Source organism: Streptomyces sp. V3I7 (assembly GCF_030817495.1).
Taxonomy (GTDB): Bacteria; Actinomycetota; Actinomycetes; order Streptomycetales; family Streptomycetaceae; genus Streptomyces.
Genome location: NZ_JAUSZK010000001.1, coordinates 3343654 through 3367012, shown reverse-complemented (window position 1 = coordinate 3367012; position 23359 = coordinate 3343654). Strand labels below are relative to the sequence as shown.

The following is a 23359-nucleotide window of genomic DNA, read 5'->3' as shown; positions in this document are numbered from 1 at the left end:
TGTGCCCACAGTCCGCCGCTATGCACGACACGCGGCGGCGGACGATGGTTGTGCGCGTACCCCCGCCTCAGCGGCCCAGACGGCCCCGCACCATGCCCACGAGCGAGTTGAGTTCCTCGATGCGCATGCGACGGGCCGCCACGAAGAAGACCCCGAGAAGGACCACCCCGCCGGCCACGAGGGCGACGAAGGAGCCGAGGACGCCCTGGCCGAGGGTGTGTCCGATCCCGTAGCAGGCCGCGCCGCTGAGCAGGGCCGCCGGGACCGAGGCGATGCACAGGCGCGCGTACGTCCGCAGGACCCGCGCTCCGTCCAGGTCGCCGCCGAGCCGCTTGCGCAGCCGCTTCCAGGCGACGCCCACACCGATCGCGTAGGCGACGCCGTAGGAGGCCGCCATGCCGGCCACGGCCCAGCGGGCGGGCAGCAGGAAGTAACACGCGACCGAGGCACCCGCGTTGACGGCGGCCACGATGACCGTGTTGTAGAAGGGGGTGCGCGTGTCCTCGTAGGCGTAGAAGGCACGGAGGACGACGTACTGCACGGAGTACGGGATGAGGCCGAGGCCGAAGGCCATCAGCATGAAGCCCATGTTCGTGGCGGCGTTCGTGCCCGAGGAGCCGAAGATCAGCGTGCACATCGGGATGCCGAGGGACAGGAAGCCGAACGCGACGGGCACGATCGCCACCGCCGTCGTCCGCAGGCCCTGTGAGATGTCGTCACGGACGGCGCCCGAGTCGTTCTCGACGGCCGAGCGCGCGAGGCGCGGCAGCAGGGCCGCCATGAGCGAGACCGTGATGATGGCCTGCGGCAGACCCCAGATCAGCTGGGCGTTGGCGTAGGCGGCGAAACCGGCACCCTGGATGGGTTCGGCCGTCTTGCCGGCCGCGGTGGACAGCTGGGACACGACCAGCGCGCCCGCCTGGTTGGCGAGGACGAAGAGGAACGTCCACTTGGCGAGCGTGACCGCCTTGCCCAGGCCGTGGCCCCGCCAGTCGAAGCGCGGACGCACCCGGAAGCCGGTCTCGCGCAGGTACGGGATCATCGCCAGCGCCTGGACGACCAGGCCGAGCAGCACACCGACACCGAGGAGACGCTGCCCCTCCACCGGGATACTGGTCACCTTCATCCCGGAGTGCGCGGCGGTGCCGTACACCCAGATGAACAGGCCGAGCGTGACGATGATGACGATGTTGTTCAGGACCGGGGTCCACATCATCGCGCCGAACTTGCCACGGGCGTTGAGGATCTGACCCATCACCACGTGGACGCCCATGAAGAAGATCGAGGGCAGGAAGTAGCGCACGAAGGTGACGGCGACGTCATTGGCGGCCGGGGTGCTGGCGACCGAGTCCGACAGCACGCGGATCAGCAGCGGGGCGCCGAGGACCGCGAGCACGGTCAGCGCGCCGAGCGCCACCATCACCAGCGTCAGCAGGCGGTTGGCGTACGCCTCTCCGCCGTCCTCGTCCTCCTTCATGGCCCGCACGAGCTGCGGCACGAAGACGGAGTTGAGGCCACCGCCGACGGTCAGGATGTAGATCATGGTCGGCAGCTGGTAGGCGACCTGGAAGGTGTCACCGAGCAGGCCGACGCCCAACGCCGAGACGATCAGCGCGGAGCGGATGAAGCCGGTGAGGCGGGAGACCATCGTGCCGGCGGCCATGAGGGCGCTGGACTTCAGCAGGCCGGAGGCCCGCCCGCCCTTCTTCGCGGGTGCGGGCGCGGGCGGAGCGGGAGGCGCCGACGCGGGAGCCGCCGTGTACGAGGCCGCCGGGCCCGGGGTGGCGTTCGCGGCGTAGGGCGCTCCCGGGAAGGGCCCGCCGGGACGCTGTCCCGCGTTCGGCGTGCTCAGCGGTCCCGGGACGGCCCCGGACTCCATCGACGGGCGGCTGCCGCCCTGCTGCTGGTCCCGGAGGAGGTGGGCGAAGGCGTCGGGCTCGTGGCGTTCTTCACCGGAGTGCGTCACCAGGTCGTCCACTCCCACGAACTGGGACGTACGGGGGTTGTCGCCATAGGGCAGGTACTGCGTCGAGCTGCCCGGCTCCGGCGCGGGGGTCTCGGCCCACACGTTCGGGTCGGGGGCGTACGCCGACCGGGTCGGCTGACCGTACAGCGGCTGCTGCGGGTGCGTGCCGGGAGGCGGCGGAGGGTGCGAGGCACGGTCGTAGAGCGCCTCGGCGACGGGATCCTGGGCGGAGAGGTCCTGCTCCCGGTACGGGTCCTCGTCGTAGGCGTCCTGGAGGTACATGTCCGCAGCGTGCTGCGGCGGCACCTGGCCGGGCTCGGACGGCGGCTCGGGGTGGCCCGAGCCCGCCGCGGCCTGGCCGCGGTCACCGTCGTACGGCGCGTTCATGGTTACCCCACCTCATCGTCCCCGGGCCCACCGGCCACGACATCGCTCAACGGTCCACTCTCTCACCCGTCCCGGATGGGCCGGCGCTTTCCGGTGCGGTGTCCGGTGTCGGGTCACTCGGCTGCTCCGGGTCGTCCGCCGGGGAGTGGCCGTCGGACTCCTTCTGAAGACGGTCTCCCGGGCCCTCGGGGTTCTCCGGCCCTGCCGGGCCGTCCCCCGCCTCGTCGGGACCGTTCTCCTCCTGCCGGGCGGCGGCGCGCTTGCGCTGCGTGTACATCCGGAAGCCGGCCAGCACGAGCAGCAGGACACCTCCGCCGATGACCAGCATCACGGTGGGCGTGACCTCGGTGACCTTCACATCGAAGCGGACCCGGTTGCTGTACTCCTGGCCATCCTGCGTGTACAGCTGCGCGTACACGGTCACCCGGCCGTTGGCGTTGGCCGACGTGTCGAACTTCACGGACTGGCTGTGGCCGCCGGAGACATCGACGGGCTGCTCCGAGTAGGCCTTCCCGCCGATCTTGAGACGGGTCGGCTGGCTCGAGGTGAGCCGCAGGACCAGGTGGTCGACGCCCTGCACCAGGTTGTTCTGGACGGTGACCGGGATCGTGGCGCTGCGGCCGGAGAGCTTCGTCTCCGACTTGTCGATCAGCTTGACCTGGTCGGCGAGGTCGTCGAGCCACGACTCCACGCCCGTGCGGAAGTGGTCCGCCTCGGTGCGCTCCTGCCGCCACGACGTGGACATCTCGCGGTTCATGGCCCGCCCGAAGGGGGTCACCACGCGGGACTGGTCGCTGAGGATGACCTGGAAGTTGTCGAGCTTGTCCTGCGTCCGCGCGGTCTGCTCGAAGGCATGTCGCGGCATCTCCTGCTTGCGGAGCGAGGAGGGGTACGCGGACGTCGAGGGGATCCTCGTGGTCGCACGCGGGTCGGGCTTGGTCTTGGCCGCCGCGGCCAGGTCCTGCGGCTGGGACCAGGTCTCGCCCTTGAGGGCCGTGATCGCCTGGGCCATCGCCTGAGCCTGGCTGGCGGAGGGCATGCGCTGCGGGGCGACGACGATGCTGCGCTGCTTGTCCGTCTGGCGGTCGAGCTCGAGGCTCTGTGCCAGGAACTCCTGTACGGCGAGGGTGGAGGAGCCCGCCTTCGTCAGGTCGCCCTCGAACGCCGTCGAGAGGCCCGCGTCGGCCACGACCGCCGTCGTGCCGCCGCCGATCGGCCGGGCCGCGGACGGGCTGTAGGTGAGGCCGCCGGTCTCCCGGAGGCTGTCGCTTCGGGCGATCACCTTGTCGGCACCCGCGGAGGTGGCGACCTTGATGATCGACGGGTCCACCGCCCCGTCCACGGGCCAGGCGAAGTCCGTCTTCGGGGTGACATGGAGCACGGTCTGGACCGTGGTGGATGCGACGTCCGTCGCGTCCTTGAGGTGGCTCAGCGAGCCGGTGACGCTCGTGCCGGTGTGGGCGAGTGAGGCCAGGTCCGGGTCGGAGAAGGGCAGTGCGACGACCTCGTGGCCGGCCACGGCCTTCTGCAGGTCGGCGAGCCACTGCTTGGCGAGCGCCTGGTGGGTGCCGGCCGTGGTGGTGTCGCCGGGGCCCTGGACCCGGTAGCTGCGGGTCATGGCGTCCACCGAGGCGAGCAGGTCCGGGTCGATGACCCAGGTCACGTCGAGGTCCTTGCCGAGGGCCAGCATCTGGGCCAGGCGCCCGCCCGGGGCCAGGTCCTTGGCGAGGTCGTCGTTGAGGAAGACCGGTGTCTGGCTCTCACCCGCGCCCGTCTTCGCCGACACGTGGACGTTGGAGATCAGCGGCCACAGGTACGTCGTCTTCGTCTTGGCGTCGGCCTCCTGCGGCTGCCACGGCAGGAAGGTCCGCTGGATGCCGAGCATCCGGTCCCATGGCCGTGCTGCCGTCCGGCCCGAGAGCGCGACGCCGAGCTGGTAGACGCCGTCGTCGCCGAGGTCGAGCTTGTCGACCGGCACCGAGAGGCTGAAGTGCTGGGACACCCCGGGGGCGAGCTTGGCGAACTTCTCGGTGTACTTGCCGCCGACCTCGGGCCCGATGGAGGCCCGAAGGCTGTCGGACTGGTGAGCGGCGCTGTCGATGGCCGAGCGGGTGCTCAGCTGGGGCCCCACTCGCAGGCCCACGTGGGCGCCGGTGACGGTCTGCTTGCTGTTGTTGGTCACGGTGCCCGAGACGGTCACCGTGTCCCCGTCCGTGGGGACGCCTGGGCTGAGCGAGTCCAGGGACACGGACACGCCGTCCGAGGAGCCGGCCTGCTTGGGCGCGTCAGCGGGGGTGGCCTGGGCGCTCGCCGCGCCGGGCAGCTGGAGCAGGCCGGCCAGCAGAGGCGCCCCGGCGAGCAGTGCTCCGGTGCGTCTCAGCCACCGACGGGCAGGTGAGGGACTCGTCCCTTGGAAGTCTGCCGCCTCGGCCACGCGCTCGTCCGTCCCTCGTCGTCGTCAGTGGTCGTTGGAATGTGCGTCCACGCATGGTAACGATGCGCGCCGAGGGGAAGTGCCGTGGTCTGCCCCACAAGATCGACGGGCGGCTTGCGCCTGTCCTCTATATCCGGTATCGAGCGGAGGACCCGCGTACGCGGTGTGCCGCAGGCCATGTGCGGATATGGAGGGAGCTGTCCGCGCGCGTATATAGGGGGAGCCTCCCGCTGCCCGGGCCACGTACCCTGTTCTGTTGTGCCGAACGCCAACGAAGACACTCCCACTGCCCTGAGCCAGGTGCAGCAGCGCGCGGTGAGCGAACTGCTGCGGGTGGCCCCTGTCGCCGACGACCTCGCCCGCCGTTTCCAGGGGGCCGGCTTCTCGCTCGCCCTGGTCGGTGGCTCGGTGCGGGACGCGCTGCTCGGCCGGCTCGGTAATGACCTGGACTTCACCACCGACGCCCGGCCCGAGGACGTACTGAAGATCGTGCGCCCGTGGGCCGACGCCACCTGGGAGGTCGGAATCGCCTTCGGCACGGTCGGTGCGCAGAAGGACGGCTACCAGATCGAGGTGACCACGTACCGGTCGGAGGCGTACGACCGCACCTCGCGCAAGCCCGAGGTGTCCTACGGCGACTCCATCGAGGCGGACCTCGTCCGGCGTGACTTCACGGTCAACGCCATGGCGGTGGCGCTGCCGGAGAAGCGGTTCATCGACCCGCACGGCGGTCTCGAGGACCTCGCGGACCGGATCCTGCGCACCCCCGGCACGCCTGAGGACTCCTTCTCGGACGACCCGCTGCGCATGATGCGGGCCGCGCGTTTCGCCGCTCAGCTGGACTTCGAGGTCGCCCCCGAGGTCGTCACCGCGATGACGGAGATGGCCGCGCGGATCGAGATCGTCTCCGCCGAGAGGGTCCGGGATGAGCTGAACAAGCTGATCCTCTCCGTGAACCCCCGCAAGGGTCTGCGACTGCTGGTCGACACCGGGCTCGCCGATCACGTGCTGCCCGAACTGCCTGCCCTGCGGCTGGAGAGTGACGAGCACCACCGGCACAAGGACGTCTACGAGCACACCCTGATCGTTCTGGAGCAGGCCATCGCTCTGGAGAAGGAGGGCCCCGACCTCACCCTTCGCCTGGCCGCGCTGCTGCACGACATCGGCAAGCCGCGCACGCGCCGCTTCGAGACGGACGGCCGGGTCTCGTTCCACCACCACGAGGTGGTCGGCGCGAAGATGACCAAGAAGCGCATGACGGCCCTGAAGTACTCCAACGAGCTGGTGAAGGACGTCTCGCGTCTGGTCGAGCTCCACCTGCGCTTCCACGGCTACGGCACCGGGGAGTGGACGGACTCGGCGGTCCGCCGCTACGTCCGTGACGGAGGCCCGCTGCTCGACCGCCTGCACAAGCTGACGCGCTCCGACTGCACCACCCGGAACAAGCGCAGGGCGGCGGCACTCTCGCGTGCGTACGACGGTCTGGAGGAGCGCATCGCCCAGCTCCAGGAGCAGGAAGAGCTCGACGCCATCCGTCCCGACCTCGACGGCAACCAGATCATGGAGATCCTCGGCATCGGCCCGGGCCCGGCCATCGGCAAGGCCTACAAGCACATGCTGGAGCTTCGGCTGGAGCACGGCCCCATGGAGCACGACGCGGCCGTGGCGGCGCTCAAGGCCTGGTGGAGCGAGCAGGGCTGAATCATGGAAGGACGTCATGTTTCACGTGAAACATGACGTCGCAGAGATGCGGTGAGGGGTGGTGTTTCACGTGAAACACCACCCCTCCGACGTCCGTCGGCCGAGCCGTTACTTGGTCTCCTTCAAGCACAGCACCACGTCATGGCCCCCGCCCGACTGGACGTAGTAGATCGTCGACTCCGTGACGGACTTGCACTTCTCCTCGTCGCTGGAGTCGTCGAACTTCTGGACAACCTCGTACTGGGAGTCGTGGGATGTGCAGTCGACCTCGTTAAGGTCCGGCTTGGAGTACGAACCGTCGTTGTGCATGCACGAGCCGACAGCCGTGGTCTCCGCGTCGTCCCGGGTCAGGAACCAGCCCGCGCCGAACTTGAGGATGCCGACGATGACCGCGACCACGACGACGCCGACGAAGCGCAGGAACTTCTTGCGCCCGCTCTTGGCCGGAGCGCTCGGCGGCGGCACGGGCGCGCCCTGGTTGGGGAACGGTGCGTAGGGCGCCTGCGGCGGAACACCCGGCTGCCCGGTCGGCTGCCCCGGCGGCGGCGGTGCCTGGGTGTACGGGGCGGCGCCCGGGGACGGCGGAGGCGTCTGGGCGTATGGGCTCTGGCCGTGAGGCGGCGGAGTCGTCACTGGAAATCCCCCCTGGGATGTGGATGCGCGGGGCGCGAGGTAAGACTCACGTAAATTAACGGCACCCACTGACAATCATGTAACCGGGAGCCGTTTGAGGGCTTCTGACGAGGGCTTACCGGCGCTCGACGCGGGCCATGGCCACGGCAACCGCCGCGTAGACGAGGGCGACCATGAGCACCAGAGCCGCCGAGCGGCCGTCGGCGGGAAGTATCAAGGCGGAGGCCCCGGCGGCGCCGACGAAGGCGACGTTGAACAGCACGTCGTACACGGAGAAGATGCGGCCGCGGAAGCCGTCGTCGACGGCGAACTGGACGATCGTGTCCGTGGCGATCTTCGCGCCCTGCGTGGTCAGGCCGAGGACGAAGGCGGCGAGGAGCAGCGGGACGGTGGCGAACGGCAGGCCGAGCGCGGGCTCCAGAACGGCGGCCCCCGCCGCGCACACGGTGATCCAGCGACCGGGGCCGAGCCGTCCCGCTGCCCACGGGGTCACGGCGGCCGCCGTGAAGAACCCGGCACCGGAGATGCCCAACGCCAGCCCCAGGAGGCGCATTCCGTCCTCCGGGTCGGTGGCGAGGGCGTACCGGCACAGCATCAGCAGCATGACCAGCAGCGCGCCGTAGCAGAAGCGCATGAGCGTCATGGCGAAGAGCGCCCAGACCACTTCCCGACGCCGCGGCGCGGCGAGATATCGCACCGCCAGTCGCAGATCCCGGGCGGTGCCGACGAGTGCCGTGCCCAGACGCGGTGGTGTCACCGCCCGGTCAGGGCCCAGCAGTTCGGGGGCCATGCTCAGCGACACCAGCGCCGCGCACAGATAGAACGACGCGCCCAGCAGCACCACGACGGCGTCGGAGTCCGACGCCAGCAGCCGCACGGCGAACGCGAGGGCACCGCCTCCAGTCGCGGCGAGCGTTCCCGCTGTCGGAGAAAGGGAGTTGGCCATCACCAGGCGCTCGGCGTCGACCACGCGCGGGAGCGCGGCGGACAGGCCGGCGAGAACGAAGCGGTTGACGGCGGTGACGCACAGGGCGGAGGCGTAGAACAGCCAGGCGGGGACGTGGCTGACCATCAGAACGGCGGTGACCACCGCGAGCACCGCCCGCAGCAGGTTTCCGTGGACGAAGACCTGACGGCGGCTCCAGCGGTCCAGCAGGGCGCCCGCGAAGGGGCCGACCAGGGAGTAGGGGAGCAGCAGGACGGCCATCGCCGAGGCGATCGCGGCCGGTGAGGTCTCCTTCTCGGGCGAGAAGACGACGTAGGTGGCGAGCGCGACCTGGTAGACCCCGTCGGCGCCCTGGGACAGCAGACGTACGGCGAGCAGACGGCGGAAGTCCCGCAGGCGCAGCAGGACGCGCAGGTCGCGGACGACAGGCATGGGGCCCAGCCTCACACATGGCAAGGGTCCCCGGGCCATAGAACCCGGGGACCCTCACAGCCCTGGCAGGAGCGTTCTCAGCGAGCGGTGTCCGGCGTGTGGCGCCGGGCGGTGCTAGCGCTCGACTTCACCGCGGATGAACTTCTCGACGTTCTCGCGGGCCTCGTCGTCGAAGTACTGCACCGGCGGGGACTTCATGAAGTACGAGGACGCGGAGAAGACGGGGCCGCCGATGCCGCGGTCCTTGGCGATCTTCGCGGCGCGCAGGGCGTCGATGATGATGCCGGCCGAGTTCGGGGAGTCCCAGACCTCGAGCTTGTACTCCAGGTTCAGCGGAACGTCACCGAAGGCGCGGCCCTCGAGGCGGACGTACGCCCACTTGCGGTCGTCGAGCCAGGCGACGTAGTCGGACGGGCCGATGTGGACGTTCTTGTCGCCGAGTTCCCGGTCGCGGATCTGGGAGGTGACGGCCTGGGTCTTGGAGATCTTCTTGGACTCCAGCCGGTCGCGCTCCAGCATGTTCTTGAAGTCCATGTTGCCGCCGACGTTGAGCTGCATGGTGCGCTCGAGACGGACACCACGGTCCTCGAACAGCTTCGCCATCACACGGTGCGTGATGGTGGCGCCGACCTGGGACTTGATGTCGTCGCCGACGATCGGGACGCCCGCCTCGGTGAACTTGTCCGCCCACTCCTTGGTGCCGGCGATGAAGACCGGGAGGGCGTTGACGAAGGCGACCTTGGCGTCGATGGCGCACTGGGCGTAGTACTTCGCCGCGTCCTCGGAGCCGACGGGCAGGTAGCAGACCAGCACGTCGACCTGCTTGTCCTTCAGGACCTGGACGACGTCGACCGGCTCGGCGTCCGCCTCCTCGATGGTGGCGCGGTAGTACTTGCCGAGGCCGTCGAGGGTGTGGCCGCGCTGGACGGTGACACCGGTGGAGGGCACGTCGCAGATCTTGATGGTGTTGTTCTCGGAGGCGCCGATGGCGTCCGCCAGGTCGAGGCCGACCTTCTTGGCGTCGACGTCGAAGGCGGCGACGAACTCGATGTCCCGTACGTGGTAGTCGCCGAACTGTACGTGCATCAGGCCGGGGACCTTGGACGCCGGGTCGGCGTCCTTGTAGTACTCGACTCCCTGGACCAGCGATGCGGCGCAGTTGCCCACACCGACGATGGCTACGCGAACCGAACCCATTCCGGTTGCTCCCTGTGTGTACGAGTGAAGCCCTGGATGGGCCTCACGTGGCGGTGTCGTCGGGCGTATCCGTCCCTTGGGGGTTCCCGGGACGGGGCAGGCCGCCCGTCGCTCCAGATGATGTGTCGTGCTGAGCGGACTCCTCGGACGCGGAACCTCGCAGGTCCCGGCCGGCCCGCTCGCTCTCGATGAGCTCGTTCAGCCAGCGCACTTCGCGCTCCACGGACTCCATCCCGTGGCGCTGGAGCTCAAGCGTGTAGTCGTCGAGGCGTTCCCGGGTGCGGGCCAGAGAGACGCGGCATCTTCTCGAGGCGCTCCTCCAGCCTGCTGCGACGGCCTTCCAGGACGCGCATGCGCACGTCCCGCGACGTCTGCCCGAAGAAGGCGAAACGAGCGGCGAAGTGCTCGTCCTCGTAGGCGTCGGGCCCCGTCTGCGAGAGCAGCTCCTCGAAGTGCTCCTTACCTTCCGCGGTCAGCCGGTAGACGATCTTGGCGCGGCGCCCGGTGAGCGGAGCGGCGAGGGCGTCCTCGGTGGTGTGCCCCGGCTCCTCGATCAACCAGCCGTTGACGACCAGCGTCTTGAGGCAGGGGTAGAGCGTTCCGTAGCTGAACGCGCGGAACACCCCGAGTGAGGTGTTGAGTCGCTTGCGCAACTCGTAGCCGTGCATCGGGGACTCGCGGAGCAGGCCGAGTACGGCGAACTCGAGGATGCCGGAACGGCGGCTCATCATCGCCCTCCTCTCGACGCTTATCTCGCGCTGATGTATCGGCTCGATACATCACGACGATAGATCGACCACCCGGGTGCGACAAGAGTGCCGTGAGTGAGCGGGGTCACATCACCGATTCGTTGTACGCAAGTTGCCTGTTTTGGGGTGAACTTCAGGGCTAGGCAGGTTTTGGCGCTGCGTAGTCTGTGCGGCATGCACACCTCCGGGAACCAAGAGACTCCTGGGGACGTCCTTGTCCCCGGTGCAGTACGGGTGAATGCAGTACCGACCACATCCGTACTTCGGGGGGACCGGAAACCAGCCGCCGTTTCCAGGCGCGCAAGGGTGCGCCTGCCCGAGGAGTAATCGTTCGATGAGCGAGCACCGTCGCAAACCGCCGCAGCCGCAGGGAGGCGGACGTGCCGCGGCCCGACGCGGCCAGCCGCCCGGTTCGTCCTCTGCCCGTCGCGGGGCGCCGCGAGGCGCCACCGGGTCTCCTTCCGACTCGTACGGATCCAGTTCCTACGGGTCGGACGCCTATGACCCGGGAGGTGAGGAGCGCCCTTACGGCGGTCGGGCCGAAGCCCGCCGAGCGGCGCAGAGAGGGGGAGGCAGCCGTCGGAGGGCTGCCGACAACGCGGGACGTGGTGTGCCCGGTGGTCGCGGCAGGGGCCGCAGCGCCGAGCCGGCCGCGAACCGCATCATCAACTACCCCAGGGCGGGCAAGTACGGATGGCAGCGTTGGATGCCGTCCTGGAAGCTCGTCACCGGTCTGTGTCTGACCTTCTTCGGCAGCCTCATCGCGCTGTTCGGTGTGGGGTACGCGATGGTGGGCCTGCCCAGCGAGAATGCCGCCGCCAAGTCGCAGAGCAACGTCTATTACTGGGCTGACAAGACCCAGATGGTCACGGCAGGCTCGGGTGCGAACCGGCAGAACATCCCCTTCGATCAGATTCCGAAGGAGATGGGGTTCGCGGTGATCTCGGCCGAGAACAAGACCTTCTACAAGGACTCGGGCGTCGACCCCATGGGTATCGCGCGTGCCTTGGTCAACATGGCCCGGGGGGGAAATACGCAGGGTGGTTCGACGATCACCCAGCAGTTCGTCAAGAACACCTACCTGAACCAGGAGCAGACGATCTCCCGGAAGTTCAGGGAGATGCTCATCTCCCTCAAGGTGGGAACGAAGCTCACGAAGCAGCAGATCTTGCAGGGGTACCTGAACACGTCGTACTACGGTCGTGGCGCCTCGGGCATCCAGGCCGCCGCACAGACCTACTACGGCAAGGACGCGGTCAAGCTCACCCCGAGCGAGTGTGCCGTCCTCGCCGCTCTCCTCAAGGGGCCGACGTACTACGACCCGGCGGGTAACCCGAACTGGGACCCGGCGGCGACGCAGGCGGCCAACACCAGGCGCTCCAAGCTCCGTTGGCACTGGATTCTCGGTGAGATGCACAAGGACGGGCATCTCACGGACGCTCAGTACCAGAAGGCTGTCTCGCACTATCCCAAGCCTCAGGGCCGCAAGGCGATCAAGGGGATGACCGGCCAGATCAGCTATCTCGCCGACACGGCCAAGAAGTACGTCCTGAACCACTCCAAGATCACGGAGCAGCAGTTCGACCAGGGCGGCTACCAGATCTACACGACCTTCGACAAGAAGAAGGTCCAGGCGCTGAGCGCGGCGGTCAAGAAGATCGAGAAGAGCCGACTCGACCCCGAGCACCGTCAGAGGGACAAGTACGCCCAGTTCGGCGCGGCGTCCGTGGTGCCGAATGACGGCAGGATCGTCGCGCTCTACGGCGGCGCTGGTTACGAGAACGGTCACTTCACGAACAACGCGGACACCTCGGGTGTCCCCGTGGGCTCGACCTGGAAGCCGTTCGTGCTCGCCGCGGCCATGCAGTACGGCACGTACAAGACCGACGGCGTCGGTGTATCGCCCATGAGTAAGTACAACGGCGACGACCACCTCAGGGTCCGCAACCCGGATGGCACCTACGTCCAGACCAAGGACAACAAGGACTTCTACCAGAACAACGAGAGCGACCACCCCTGGGGCTACATCACCCTTCGCAAGGCGATGGAGCAGTCCATCAACACGCCGTTCGTACAGCTCGGCTGGGACGTCGGCATGGGGAAGGTCAGGGACGTCGCCGAGAAGGCGGGAATCCTGAAGGACAGCTTCGCCTACCCCAACCCGTCCTTCGCCCTCGGTACCTCCACGCCCAGCGCGATCCGTATGGCCGACGCCTACGCGACGTTCGCTGCCTCGGGACAGCACGCGGACCCGTACTCCGTGACCGCCGTCAAGAAGGACGGCCAGGAGGTGCACGGCTTCAGCAAGCCGGAGGTGAAGGAAGCGATCCGGGCGGACGTGGCCAACAACGTCACGGACACGCTCGAGAACGTGATCCAGAATGGTACGGGCCAGAAGGCCAGGGCCCTGGGCAGGCACGCGGCCGGTAAGACCGGTACCACCGACAGCAACAAGTCGGCCTGGTTCGTCGGCTACACCAAGCAGCTCTCGACCTCGGTCGCGATGTTCCGGGAGAACCCGAAGAACCACAAGCTGCTCTCCATGAACGGCACCGCCGGCGTGGCATCCATCCACGGTGGTGACATCCCGACGTCTGTGTGGACCGAGTACATGAAGGTCGCACTTCAGAATGAGCCCGATTCCCCGTTCCCGCCGGCCGTGAAGATCGGCCAGATCGCGGACGAGGCAGGTGCCCCCTCCCCGACACCGTCGGCCAGCGCCACGCAGAGTGAGTCCCCGAGCGCGTCGCCGAGCACCTCGCCCAGTGAGACAGCCGAACCGTCTCCCTCGGCCAGCGAGACCTGCAAGTGGAAGTGGGTCTGCCCCGACCCGACCGACACGGCCGGTACAGACGGCGGTACGACCTCGACACCGACCGCCCCGGAAACGACCGACCCGGGTACCACCAAGGGCAATGGCAACGGAGGCATCTTCGGCGGACCTGCCGGATAACGCCGACGTCCGCCCGGTTGGCGGTCATATCGACCGTCGAGGGTGTTTCACGTGAAACATGGGCCGCCGCACCTGCGAGGTGCGGCGGCCCTCGGCATGTCCGGGGTCGGGTACGGCAGGATGTGCCCCATGCCCAGTGCAGAAACGACGCCCGCGGGCGTGCACGAGCCGGAGTCGGTGCGGCCGACCCGCGAGGACGAGGTCGCCGCGGCCGCCAGTGAGCTGATCGGCGGCCCCATCGGTCGGCGTGCCCTGCTCGGGACGTCCTGGTGGACGCCCGTACGGATCGTCGCGCTCGTGGCGATCGGCATGTTCGCTCTCGGTCTGATCCAGAAGGTGCCCTGCTACGACGGCGCCTGGTTCTTCGGTGCCAGTTCGCAGTACACGCACGCGTGCTACTCGGACATCCCGCACCTCTACCAGGGGCGTGGATTCGCCGACGGGCTCGTTCCGTACTTCGACAGGCTCCCCGGCGACATGGACTACCTCGAATACCCGGTGCTGACCGGTGTGTTCATGGAGGTGGCCTCATGGCTCACGCCCAGCAGCGGCACCATCCAGCACCAGGAGCAGTGGTACTGGTTCGTCAACGCCGGGATGCTGATGGTGTGCGCTGCCGTCATCGCCGTCTGCGTGTCCCGTACGAACGCCCGGCGACCCTGGGACGGACTGCTGGTCGCCCTGGCCCCGGCCTTCGCGCTGACCGCCACCATCAACTGGGACCTGCTGGCAGTCGCTCTGACGGCCGCGGCGATGCTGATGTGGGCGCGCGGCCGTGCGCTCGCCTTCGGTGCCCTGCTGGGGCTCGCCACGGCCGCCAAGCTCTATCCCGTGCTGCTGCTCGGACCGCTGCTCGTCCTGTGCTGGCGCGCGGGCAAGTGGCGCGACTTCGGCAAGGCCCTCGGGGGTGCGGTGGTCGCCTGGCTCGTCGTGAACCTGCCGGTGATGCTCTTCGCCTTCGACGGCTGGTCGAAGTTCTACACGTTCAGTCAGGAGCGGGGCGTGGACTTCGGTTCCTTCTGGCTGATCTGGGCCCAGAACTCGAGCCACCCGCTCACCACCGACACGGTCAACATGCTGGCCACGCTGCTGATGGTGCTGTGCAGCGCGGGCATCGCGGCGCTCACCTTCACCGCTCCGCGCCGGCCGCGCTTCGCCCAGCTCGCCTTCCTGATCGTGGCGGCCTTCGTCGTCACGAACAAGGTCTACTCACCGCAGTACGTCCTGTGGCTGATCCCGCTGGCCGTGCTGGCCCGGCCGAAGTGGCGGGACTTCCTGATCTGGCAGGCGTGCGAGGTGGCGTACTTCCTGGGGATCTGGATGTACCTCGCGTACACGACGAGCGGCGACGCGCACAAGGGACTGCCCGCCCACGGCTACCACTGGGCGATCCTGCTGCACCTGTTGGGCACGCTGTACCTGTGCGCCGTGGTCGTCCGCGACATCCTCATGCCGGAGCGGGACGTGGTGCGCCGGAACGGAGCGGACGATCCCGCGGGTGGGGTTCTCGACGGTGCGGAGGACGTCTTCGTGCTGGGGACGTCCGGCCATCCGCCGCGGCACGCCGCCCACTTCGACGGTCCTCAGGTGGAGTGGAGAAGCCGGGACGCGGCGGCCCCCATGGTGCCCTCCGCGGAAACCCCGACGGGCGGTTCGCTCTGAGCGAACGGTAGGTGCGGAGGCTGCCCGGCTGACTTCGTGCAGGCCATGGAAAAGGCCGTACACGGACCGGTCCGTGTACGGCCTTTCGGCTGCTCAAGTGCTCAGATGCTCAGGTGCTCAGCGATCCATGATGCGGTCGAACTGCGTGGTGGTGTGTCGCAGATGGGCCACCAGCTCATCGCCGACCTTCGGCTCGGGCGCGTCCGAGGGCACGAACAGGATGGACACCTGCATGTGCGGCGGCTCCGCGAACCAGCGCTGCTTGCCGGCCCAGACGAAGGGGGCGAGGTTCCGGTTGACCGTGGCAAGACCGGCCCGTGCGACGCCCTTGGCGCGCGGCATGACACCGTGCAGCGCCTTCGGGGCCTCCAGGCCCACACCGTGCGACGTACCGCCCGCCACGACCACCAGGAAGCCGTCGGAGGCGGCCTTCTGCTGGCGGTAGCCGAAGCGGTCGCCCTTGGCGACGTGCGTGACGTCCAGGACCGCGCCGCGGTACTCGGTGGCATCGTGGTCCCCCAGCCACAGCCGCGTGCCGATACGGGCGCGGAAGCGGGTCTGCGGGAACTGCTGCTGGAGCCGGGCGAGTTCGTCGGCCTTGAGGTGGCTGACGAACAGCGTGTGCAGCGGCAGCCGGGCCGCGCGCAGCCGGTCCATCCAGCCGATGACCTCCTCGACGGCGTCCGAGCCGTCGGTGCGGTCCAGCGGCAGATGGATGGCGAAGCCCTCCAGCCGGACGTTCTCGATCGCGGCGTGCAGCTGCGGGAGGTCCTGCTCGCTGATGCCGTGCCGCTTCATCGAGGACATCACCTCGATGACCACACGGGCACCGACGAGGCCGTACACGCCGTCGATGGACGACACCGACCGGATGACCCGGTCGGGCAGCGGCACGGGCTCCTCGCCGCGCCGGTACGGCGTCAGCACCACCAGGTCACCGCTGAACCAGTCCTTGATCCGCGCGGCCTCGTAGGTCGTGCCGACGGCGAGGATGTCCGAGCCCAGTCGGGTGGCCTCCTCCGCCAGGCGTTCGTGCCCGAAGCCGTAGCCGTTGCCCTTGCAGACCGGGACGAGTCCCGGGAACTGCTCCTGCACGTGCTTGTGGTGCGCCCGCCAGCGCGCGGTGTCGACGTAGAGCGTGAGCGCCATGGCCGGACCCGGAACCTTTCTCGTGGCTGCGGTGTATCTGAGGTGTGGAAGCTATGGAACCAAATGGCCCGAGGTCAGCGACGCGACATGTAGATGTCGAGCGCCTTGTGGAGCAGCTTGTTGAGGGGGAAGTCCCACTCGCCGAGGTACTCGGCGGCCTCGCCACCCGTGCCGACCTTGAACTGGATCAGGCCGAAGAGGTGGTCGGTCTCGTCGAGCGAGTCGGAGATGCCGCGCAGGTCGTAGACGGTGGCGCCGAGCGCGTAGGCGTCGCGCAGCATCCGCCACTGCATCGCGTTCGAGGGCCGGACCTCACGGCCGATGTTGTCGGAGGCGCCGTAGGAGTACCAGACGTGGCCGCCCACGATCAGCATCGTCGCCGCGGACAGGTTCACGCCGTTGTGCTGCGCGAAGTACAGCCGCATGCGGTTGGGGTCCTCGCTGTTGAGGGCCGTCCACATCCGCTGGAAGTACGACAGCGGGCGCGGCCGGAAGTGGTCGCGCACGGCGGTGATCTCGTACAGCCGCTGCCATTCCTCGAGGTCCTCGTAGCCGCCCTGGACGACCTCGACGCCGGCCTTCTCGGCCTTCTTGATGTTGCGGCGCCACAGCTGGTTGAAGTTCTTGTGCACCTCTTCCAGGGAGCGGTTCGCCAGCGGCACCTGGAAGACGTAGCGGGGCTGGACGTCGCCGAAGCCGGCGCCGCCGTCCTCACCCTGCTGCCAGCCCATGCGGCGCAGCTTGTCGGCGACCTCGAAGGCGCGCGGCTCGATGAAGTCGGCCTCGATGTCGCGCAGACGCTTGACATCCGGGTCCTGGATGCCCTGCTTGATAGAGGTGGCGTTCCAGCGCCGGATGATCACCGGCGGGCCCATCTTCACGGAGAAGGCGCCCTGCTGCTTGAGGTGCGCGAGCATCGGCTGGAGCCAGTCGTCGAGGTTCGGCGCGAACCAGTTGATGACCGGGCCCTCGGGGAGGTAGGCGAGGTAGCGCTTGAGCTTGGGCAGCTGGCGGTAGAGCACCAGGCCCGCGCCGACGAGCTCGCCGGTCCGCTCGTCGAACCAGCCGAGGCTCTCGGAGCGCCACTCCGCCTTGACGTCTGCCCATGCCGGGACCTGCATGTGGCTCGCCGACGGCAGGCTCTGGATATATGCCAGATGCTGCTCGCGGCTGATGGTCCTCAGGGTCAGGCTCATTCGGGGCGCTCCTCGGGCTGGTGTGTCCCCATGGGTACAGGGGCTCCGGCTCTCGCGCGAAGCCTACTGCGCCTTACGGGCGCCCCGACTGGGCAGATGGCCACGTTCGGACGCGGCGCATGGCGGCTGGGGGCGCTTTGTGGTGGTCCGTGAAGATACCCGGACGCGTGCCACCCCGAGCGCCCGCCGGCCGCATATGCCCGGCCCCGCCGCGGGTTCAGCTGCCGATGAGGCCGCCGAAGAGACCCCCGTGTGCCATGCCGAGGAAGAAGCCGAGCCCGGCGGCACCGAGACCCACGATCAGACCGAAGCGCTCGCGCGTGGTCACCGAGATCCACTGCCCGTACGCCCCCATGATGATGCCCACGAGGCCGGTCCAGGAGCTGAGCAGGTGCATGCTGTCGAAGAAGGACGCGATGAAGGCCGTCAGCCCGAGCACCAGCGTCACCACGGTCAGACCGTCCTGGAGCGGATGGGGCCTGCCGTCCGTGGCGAAGAGGGATCCGGCGATGTTGGGTCGCAATGCCTGTGCCATAGGGCACCTCCTGCGGAAAAGGCGGCGCATCGTAGCGCCGTACACACCCGACGTATACAGATTGGCGGGCCCCCCGGCCGGATTTCAACAGGAAGCCGGTGTGCGGGTAGTCTGTACCGTCTGCACCGGTGTCTGTCCATGTCCTGGCGTGGTCCCTGAGGGGCCCGATTGTCAGTGGCGGCCGATACCGTTGCCCACGCATAACAACCCTCCTGCCACGGAACGACCGTGGCCGCTGAGTCCAAAGGAGGTGGGTTCCACATGCGTCACTACGAGGTGATGGTCATCCTCGACCCCGATCTCGAGGAGCGCGCTGTCTCCCCGCTGATCGAGAACTTCCTGTCTGTCGTCCGTGATGGCGGCGGCAAGGTGGAGAAGGTCGACACCTGGGGCCGTCGTCGTCTCGCGTACGAGATCAAGAAGAAGCCCGAGGGCGTCTACTCGGTCATCGACCTGCAGGCCGAGCCTGCGGTCGTCAAGGAGCTCGACCGCCAGATGAACCTGAACGAGTCGGTCCTCCGGACCAAGGTCCTCCGCCCCGAGACCCACTGAGCTCTCGCTCAGCTGATCTCGGGATTCGAGTAGCAACCAAGCAGCCAGAGCAAACCCGCCGAGAGGTTCCCCCATGGCAGGCGAGACCGTCATCACGGTCGTCGGCAATCTTGTCGACGACCCCGAGCTGCGCTTCACCCCGTCCGGTGCGGCGGTCGCGAAGTTCCGCATCGCGTCCACTCCCCGCACCTTCGACCGCCAGACGAACGAGTGGAAGGACGGCGAGAGCCTGTTCCTGACCTGCTCGGTCTGGCGTCAGGCGGCGGAGAACGTCGCCGAGTCGCTTCAGAAGGGCATGCGCGTCGTCGTGCAGGGCCGGTTGAAGCAGCGGTCCTACGAGGACCGTGAGGGCGTCAAGCGCACGGTCTACGAGCTGGATGTCGAGGAAGTCGGCCCCAGCCTGCGCAACGCCACGGCCAAGGTCACCAAGACCAGCGGTCGCGGTGGCCAGGGCGGTTACGGCGGCGGTGGCAACCAGCAGGGTGGCAGCGGCTGGGGCGGTGGCCCCGGCGGCGGCCAGCAGCAGAGTGGCAGCGCTCCGGCCGACGACCCGTGGGCTTCCGGTCCGTCCGGTGGCAACCAGGGTGGCGGCGGCTGGGGCGGAGGCTCTGGCGGCGGTGGCGGCTACTCGGACGAGCCCCCCTTCTAGATCTTTGTGTCAGGTCCTCCGGGACCGGCCGGGTCAAGGGCGGGTCGTTACCCAAACTTCTTGATCACACAGGAGATACACCATGGCGAAGCCGCCTGTGCGCAAGCCGAAGAAGAAGGTCTGCGCTTTCTGCAAGGACAAGGTCACGTACGTGGACTACAAGGACACGAACATGCTGCGGAAGTTCATTTCCGACCGCGGCAAGATCCGTGCCCGCCGCGTGACCGGCAACTGCACGCAGCACCAGCGTGACGTCGCCACGGCCGTGAAGAACAGCCGTGAGATGGCGCTGCTGCCCTACACGTCCACCGCGCGATAAGGGAAGGGTGACCGAAACATGAAGATCATCCTCACCCACGAGGTCTCTGGCCTCGGCGCCGCCGGCGACGTCGTCGACGTCAAGGACGGTTACGCTCGCAATTACCTGATCCCGCGGAAGTTCGCTATCCGCTGGACCAAGGGTGGCGAGAAGGACGTCGAGCAGATCCGCCGCGCCCGCAAGATCCACGAGATCCAGACCATCGAGCAGGCCAACGCTGTGAAGGCCCAGCTCGAGGGCGTCAAGGTCCGCCTGGCCGTCCGCTCCGGCGACGCCGGTCGTCTCTTCGGTTCCGTCACCCCCGCCGACGTCGCTTCCGCGATCAAGGCTTCCGGTGGCCCCGAGGTCGACAAGCGCCGCATCGAGCTCGGTGCGCCGATCAAGACCCTGGGCGCCCACGAGACGTCCGTGCGTCTGCACCCCGAGGTTGCCGCCAAGGTCAACATCGAGGTCGTCGCGGGCTGAATCGCCGCGCTCGGCTTGAAGAGCTGAGAGAAGGGCCGTACCCAGTGGGTACGGCCCTTCTTCGTGCCCGAAGACGATCAGGGGCTGTTTCACGTGAAACCGCCAGCGCTGAGGCAGCCGAACGGGTCAGCGGGTCGCGCCGGTGACGATCCACCGTCCGGAGCGGGTGCGCAGCCAGAGAGTCAGCATCCGGACCGCCATCATCAGCACCATCGCCGCCCAGAGTGCGGTGAGGCCGCCGCCCAGGACGGGCACCAGCAGTGCCGCCGGGATGAAGACCGCGAGGGTGGCGACCATGGCCCAGGCCAGGTACGGCCCGTCGCCGGCACCCATCAGGATGCCGTCCAGGACGAAGACCACCCCGCAGATCGGTTGGGAGAGCGCCACCATGACGAGGGCGGGCAGCGCCGCGTCCTTCACGATGGAGTCGCTGGTGAACACCGGCAGGAAGAGCGGCCGGGCGGCCACTACCAGCATCCCGAGGACGACTCCTGCTGCGAGGCCCCACTGGACCATGCGGCGGCAGGCCTCGCGGGCTCCCTCCGCGTCGTCGGCGCCGAGATAGCGCCCGATGATGGCCTGACCTGCGATGGCGATGGCGTCGAGGGCGAAGGCCAGCAGGCTCCACAGGGACAGGATGATCTGGTGGGCCGCGATGTCGGCGTCGCCGAGGCGGGCGGCGACAGCCGTGGCGATCATGAGGATCGCCCGCAGCGAGAGCGTACGGACGAGCAACGGGACGCCGGCCTGGACGGAGGCCCGGATCCCGGCGGCGTCGGGTCGCAGGGAGGCGCCGTGCCTGCGGGCGCCGCGGACGACCACGGCGAGGTAGATCGCCGCCATGCCGCACTGGGCGATGACGGTGCCCCAGGCGGAACCGGCGATGCCGAGTCCGGCGCCGTAGACGAGCGCTGCGTTCAGGGCGCCGTTGGCGATGAAGCCCGCCACCGCTACGTAGAGCGGGGTCCGGGTGTCCTGAAGGCCGCGCAGGACGCCGGTGGCCGCGAGCACCATCAGCATGGCGGGGATGCCGAGCGAGGAAATCCGCAGATAGGTGGTGGCGTACGGGGCCGCGGTGGACGAGGCGCCGAAGAGGTCCACCAGGGCGGGAGCCAGGGGCAGCACGACGGCGATGACGGCGGCACCGAGGAGCAGCGCGAGCCAGATGCCGTCCATGCCCTGCCGGATGGCGGACTGGAGATCGTTCGCACCGACGCGTCGGGCGACGGCCGCGGTGGTCGCATACGCGAGGAAGACGAAGACGCTCACGGCGGTCGTGAGGAGGGCCGAGGCCACGCCGAGCCCGGCGAGCTGGGCGGTGCCGAGGTGGCCCACGATCGCGCTGTCCGCGATGACGAAGAGGGGCTCGGCGACGAGTGCGCCGAAGGCCGGCACGGCCAGCGCGATGATCTCTCGGTCATGACGTCGACGGGCGGCGCTGGGTATCGCGGGAGCCTGGGGCATGAGCACCAATCTAACCATCCACAGGTAAGTGACACAAATACATTGCGCCTATTACTCTCGTTTGTAGGCCGCACGCTTTCGCGCGCCGTTCGAAGTGATCTTGGTTCGGCGGGAAAAGTTTTTCTTCTGCACAGCCAGTGGACGCTAAAAGACCAGGTCAGGGTATTGGCATGGGCGCGATCGAGGGCTTGTTCACAGCGCTGTCCACCGGGTCGTGCACAGGTTTTGCCAGGTTCTCCACAGCATCAGAGCCGTCGTCCACAGGGCCTGTGGATAACCAGATTGGCTGACGGTGCCGAGAGGCCTACCGTGGTCCGGCGCCTGCTCCCTGCGTCGGCCTGGGAAACGTCACAAAACTGACGCGTCAGAACCGGAGTTGGGCGTCTCATTTGTCAGTGCCGTGCCGTAGAACAGAGGGGCATGGCGAGGGTCCGCTGGGCGGACGGGAGGAGGTGGCTCGGTGAGCATTTCCGAGCCCTTGGACGACCCGTGGGCCGACAGCGCACCCGTTGATCGTCTGCCTGCCTCCCGCCGACGTGGTGACGGGGGCGGCCGCGGCCGTGACGAGCAGCACGACCGGGGGCGTGAGAGCGACTCATGGGAGGGCGGGGGTTCCTCCTTCGAGAGGGTGCCGCCGCAGGACCTGGACGCCGAGCAGTCCGTCCTGGGCGGCATGCTGCTGTCCAAGGACGCCATCGCCGACGTCGTCGAGATCCTCAAGGGCCACGACTTCTACAAGCCGGCCCACGAGACGATCTACCAGGCGATCCTCGACGTCTACGCCAAGGGCGAGCCCGCCGACCCCATCACCATCGCGGCCGAACTCACCAAGCGCGGTGAGATCAACAAGGTCGGCGGCGCGTCGTATCTGCACACTCTCGTCCAGACGGTGCCGACGGCGGCGAACGCCGAGTACTACGCGGAGATCGTCCACGAGCGCGCCGTCCTGCGCCGCCTGGTGGAGGCCGGCACGCGCATCACGCAGATGGGATACGCGGCCGACGGCGACGTCGACGAGATCGTCAACAGCGCGCAGGCCGAGATCTACGCGGTCACCGAGCAGCGGACCAGTGAGGACTACCTGCCGCTCGGCGACATCATGGAAGGCGCCCTCGACGAGATCGAGGCGATCGGTTCGCGCAGCGGCGAGATGACGGGTGTGCCCACCGGGTTCACGGACTTCGACTCGCTGACGAACGGTCTGCACCCGGGCCAGATGATCGTCATCGCCGCCCGTCCGGCCATGGGTAAGTCGACGCTCGCACTGGACTTCGCGCGCGCGGCGTCGATCAAGAACAACCTGCCGAGCGTCATCTTCTCCCTCGAAATGGGCCGCAACGAGATCGCGATGCGTCTGCTGTCCGCCGAGGCCCGCGTCGCCCTGCACCACATGCGCTCCGGCACGATGACCGACGAGGACTGGACGCGTCTGGCGCGCAGGATGCCGGACGTCTCGGCCGCCCCGCTCTACATCGACGACTCCCCGAACCTGTCGATGATGGAGATCCGGGCCAAGTGCCGTCGTCTGAAGCAGCGCAACGACCTCCGCCTGGTCGTCATCGACTACCTCCAGCTGATGCAGTCCGGCGGCTCGAAGCGCGCCGAGAGCCGTCAGCAGGAGGTCTCGGACATGTCCCGTAACCTCAAGCTGCTCGCCAAGGAACTGGAGGTCCCGGTCATCGCGCTCTCGCAGCTGAACCGTGGTCCCGAGCAGCGCACGGACAAGAAGCCGATGGTTTCCGACCTGCGTGAGTCCGGCTCCATCGAGCAGGACGCCGACATGGTCATCCTGCTGCACCGCGAGGACGCGTACGAGAAGGAGTCCCCGCGCGCGGGCGAGGCGGACCTGATCGTCGCCAAGCACCGTAACGGTCCGACGGCGACGATCACGGTCGCCTTCCAGGGCCACTACTCGCGCTTCGTGGACATGGCGCAGACCTGATCCCTGGCTCGCCCTCCCGCCGGATAAT

General features: G+C 68.4%; 17 protein-coding genes and 1 pseudogene. 8 read left to right on the top strand and 10 right to left on the bottom strand.

All coding sequences use genetic code 11. The annotated features are described in order from the left end of the window. Window positions 1–67: 67 nt before the first annotated feature. Together murJ and QFZ74_RS15625 are read right to left on the bottom strand one after the other, a co-directional pair. Window positions 68–2353, bottom strand: coding sequence for a murein biosynthesis integral membrane protein MurJ (murJ, locus tag QFZ74_RS15630; protein ID WP_307621415.1), 2286 nt, complete (start codon window positions 2351–2353; stop codon window positions 68–70). Window positions 2354–2399: 46 nt separating this feature from the next. Further along, window positions 2400–4787, bottom strand: coding sequence for a DUF6049 family protein (locus QFZ74_RS15625; protein ID WP_307621414.1), 2388 nt, complete (start codon window positions 4785–4787; stop codon window positions 2400–2402). Window positions 4788–5045: 258 nt separating this feature from the next. Here QFZ74_RS15625 and QFZ74_RS15620 point away from each other — a divergent pair, with 258 nt between their 5' ends. Continuing rightward, window positions 5046–6488 carry a CCA tRNA nucleotidyltransferase gene (locus QFZ74_RS15620; RefSeq protein ID WP_307621413.1) on the top strand — a complete coding sequence of 481 codons (1443 nt, stop codon included), beginning with the start codon at window positions 5046–5048 and terminating at the stop codon, window positions 6486–6488. A 108-nt stretch (window positions 6489–6596) separates the two neighbouring features. Here QFZ74_RS15620 and QFZ74_RS15615 read toward each other — a convergent pair whose 3' ends face one another. The 4 genes and pseudogenes from QFZ74_RS15615 to QFZ74_RS15600 all read right to left on the bottom strand — a co-directional run bounded on the left by QFZ74_RS15615 (window position 6597) and on the right by QFZ74_RS15600 (window position 10424). Then, window positions 6597–7121 (bottom strand): hypothetical protein, encoded by a 525-nt coding sequence (locus QFZ74_RS15615; RefSeq protein WP_307621412.1) that lies wholly within the window; start codon window positions 7119–7121, stop codon window positions 6597–6599. Between the two features lie 115 nt (window positions 7122–7236). Next, window positions 7237–8499: an MFS transporter gene (locus QFZ74_RS15610; RefSeq protein WP_307621411.1), complete on the bottom strand. Its 1263-nt coding sequence runs from the start codon at window positions 8497–8499 to the stop codon at window positions 7237–7239. Between the two features lie 114 nt (window positions 8500–8613). Further along, a complete protein-coding gene (locus QFZ74_RS15605; protein ID WP_307621410.1) occupies window positions 8614–9696 on the bottom strand; it encodes an inositol-3-phosphate synthase in 1083 nt (360 codons plus the stop codon). Between the two features lie 43 nt (window positions 9697–9739). Further along, a pseudogene (locus tag QFZ74_RS15600) lies at window positions 9740–10424 on the bottom strand (helix-turn-helix transcriptional regulator). A 727-nt stretch (window positions 10425–11151) separates the two neighbouring features. On the opposite strand from QFZ74_RS15600, the gene QFZ74_RS15595 reads away from it, so the two are divergent. Next, a complete protein-coding gene (locus QFZ74_RS15595) occupies window positions 11152–13398 on the top strand; it encodes a transglycosylase domain-containing protein (RefSeq protein WP_307624167.1) in 2247 nt (748 codons plus the stop codon). A 129-nt stretch (window positions 13399–13527) separates the two neighbouring features. Next, a complete protein-coding gene (locus QFZ74_RS15590) occupies window positions 13528–15060 on the top strand; it encodes a glycosyltransferase family 87 protein (protein ID WP_307621409.1) in 1533 nt (510 codons plus the stop codon). A gap of 117 nt (window positions 15061–15177) precedes the next feature. Here the strand turns inward: QFZ74_RS15590 and QFZ74_RS15585 are convergent, their stop codons facing one another. From QFZ74_RS15585 to QFZ74_RS15575, 3 genes are all read right to left on the bottom strand, one after another. Beyond that, complete coding sequence (locus tag QFZ74_RS15585; protein ID WP_307621408.1) at window positions 15178–16209, bottom strand: alanine racemase; 1032 nt, start codon at window positions 16207–16209, stop codon at window positions 15178–15180. Between the two features lie 74 nt (window positions 16210–16283). Continuing rightward, window positions 16284–17405: a peptidoglycan bridge formation glycyltransferase FemX gene (gene femX / locus QFZ74_RS15580; protein WP_307621407.1), complete on the bottom strand. Its 1122-nt coding sequence runs from the start codon at window positions 17403–17405 to the stop codon at window positions 16284–16286. A 217-nt stretch (window positions 17406–17622) separates the two neighbouring features. Then, window positions 17623–17940, bottom strand: coding sequence for a hypothetical protein (locus tag QFZ74_RS15575; RefSeq protein WP_307621406.1), 318 nt, complete (start codon window positions 17938–17940; stop codon window positions 17623–17625). A 261-nt stretch (window positions 17941–18201) separates the two neighbouring features. Here QFZ74_RS15575 and rpsF point away from each other — a divergent pair, with 261 nt between their 5' ends. The 4 genes from rpsF (at window position 18202) to rplI (ending at window position 19925) form a co-directional block, all read left to right on the top strand. Beyond that, on the top strand, window positions 18202–18492 hold the full coding sequence (rpsF, locus tag QFZ74_RS15570; protein WP_307621405.1) for a 30S ribosomal protein S6: 291 nt from the start codon (window positions 18202–18204) through the stop codon (window positions 18490–18492). Window positions 18493–18565: 73 nt separating this feature from the next. Beyond that, a complete protein-coding gene (locus QFZ74_RS15565; protein ID WP_307621404.1) occupies window positions 18566–19141 on the top strand; it encodes a single-stranded DNA-binding protein in 576 nt (191 codons plus the stop codon). A gap of 82 nt (window positions 19142–19223) precedes the next feature. Continuing rightward, entirely contained in the window at window positions 19224–19460 is a 237-nt protein-coding gene (gene rpsR, locus QFZ74_RS15560; protein ID WP_003949403.1) for a 30S ribosomal protein S18, read from the top strand. A gap of 18 nt (window positions 19461–19478) precedes the next feature. After that, window positions 19479–19925 carry a 50S ribosomal protein L9 gene (gene rplI, locus QFZ74_RS15555; protein WP_307621403.1) on the top strand — a complete coding sequence of 149 codons (447 nt, stop codon included), beginning with the start codon at window positions 19479–19481 and terminating at the stop codon, window positions 19923–19925. A 126-nt stretch (window positions 19926–20051) separates the two neighbouring features. Here the strand turns inward: rplI and QFZ74_RS15550 are convergent, their stop codons facing one another. Then, window positions 20052–21389 carry an MATE family efflux transporter gene (locus QFZ74_RS15550; RefSeq protein WP_307621402.1) on the bottom strand — a complete coding sequence of 446 codons (1338 nt, stop codon included), beginning with the start codon at window positions 21387–21389 and terminating at the stop codon, window positions 20052–20054. 460 nt (window positions 21390–21849) lie between these two features. Here QFZ74_RS15550 and dnaB point away from each other — a divergent pair, with 460 nt between their 5' ends. After that, window positions 21850–23331, top strand: a complete 1482-nt coding sequence (gene dnaB, locus QFZ74_RS15545) for a replicative DNA helicase (RefSeq protein WP_307621401.1) — start codon at window positions 21850–21852, stop codon at window positions 23329–23331. Window positions 23332–23359 lie beyond the last annotated feature (28 nt).

Excerpts from the sequence above, each read along its gene's own strand:
- QFZ74_RS15575 (WP_307621406.1), bottom strand. The coding sequence starts at position 17,940 with ATGGCACAGGCATTGCGACCCAACATCGCCGGATCCCTCTTCGCCACG.
- QFZ74_RS15550 (WP_307621402.1), bottom strand. The coding sequence starts at position 21,389 with ATGCCCCAGGCTCCCGCGATACCCAGCGCCGCCCGTCGACGTCATGAC.
- murJ (WP_307621415.1), bottom strand. The coding sequence starts at position 2,353 with ATGAACGCGCCGTACGACGGTGACCGCGGCCAGGCCGCGGCGGGCTCG.
- QFZ74_RS15565 (WP_307621404.1), top strand. The coding sequence starts at position 18,566 with ATGGCAGGCGAGACCGTCATCACGGTCGTCGGCAATCTTGTCGACGAC.
- QFZ74_RS15585 (WP_307621408.1), bottom strand. The coding sequence starts at position 16,209 with ATGGCGCTCACGCTCTACGTCGACACCGCGCGCTGGCGGGCGCACCAC.
- rplI (WP_307621403.1), top strand. The coding sequence starts at position 19,479 with ATGAAGATCATCCTCACCCACGAGGTCTCTGGCCTCGGCGCCGCCGGC.
- QFZ74_RS15605 (WP_307621410.1), bottom strand. The coding sequence starts at position 9,696 with ATGGGTTCGGTTCGCGTAGCCATCGTCGGTGTGGGCAACTGCGCCGCA.
- femX (WP_307621407.1), bottom strand. The coding sequence starts at position 17,405 with ATGAGCCTGACCCTGAGGACCATCAGCCGCGAGCAGCATCTGGCATAT.
- QFZ74_RS15610 (WP_307621411.1), bottom strand. The coding sequence starts at position 8,499 with ATGCCTGTCGTCCGCGACCTGCGCGTCCTGCTGCGCCTGCGGGACTTC.
- QFZ74_RS15590 (WP_307621409.1), top strand. The coding sequence starts at position 13,528 with ATGCCCAGTGCAGAAACGACGCCCGCGGGCGTGCACGAGCCGGAGTCG.
- QFZ74_RS15595 (WP_307624167.1), top strand. The coding sequence starts at position 11,152 with ATGCCGTCCTGGAAGCTCGTCACCGGTCTGTGTCTGACCTTCTTCGGC.
- rpsF (WP_307621405.1), top strand. The coding sequence starts at position 18,202 with ATGCGTCACTACGAGGTGATGGTCATCCTCGACCCCGATCTCGAGGAG.
- rpsR (WP_003949403.1), top strand. The coding sequence starts at position 19,224 with ATGGCGAAGCCGCCTGTGCGCAAGCCGAAGAAGAAGGTCTGCGCTTTC.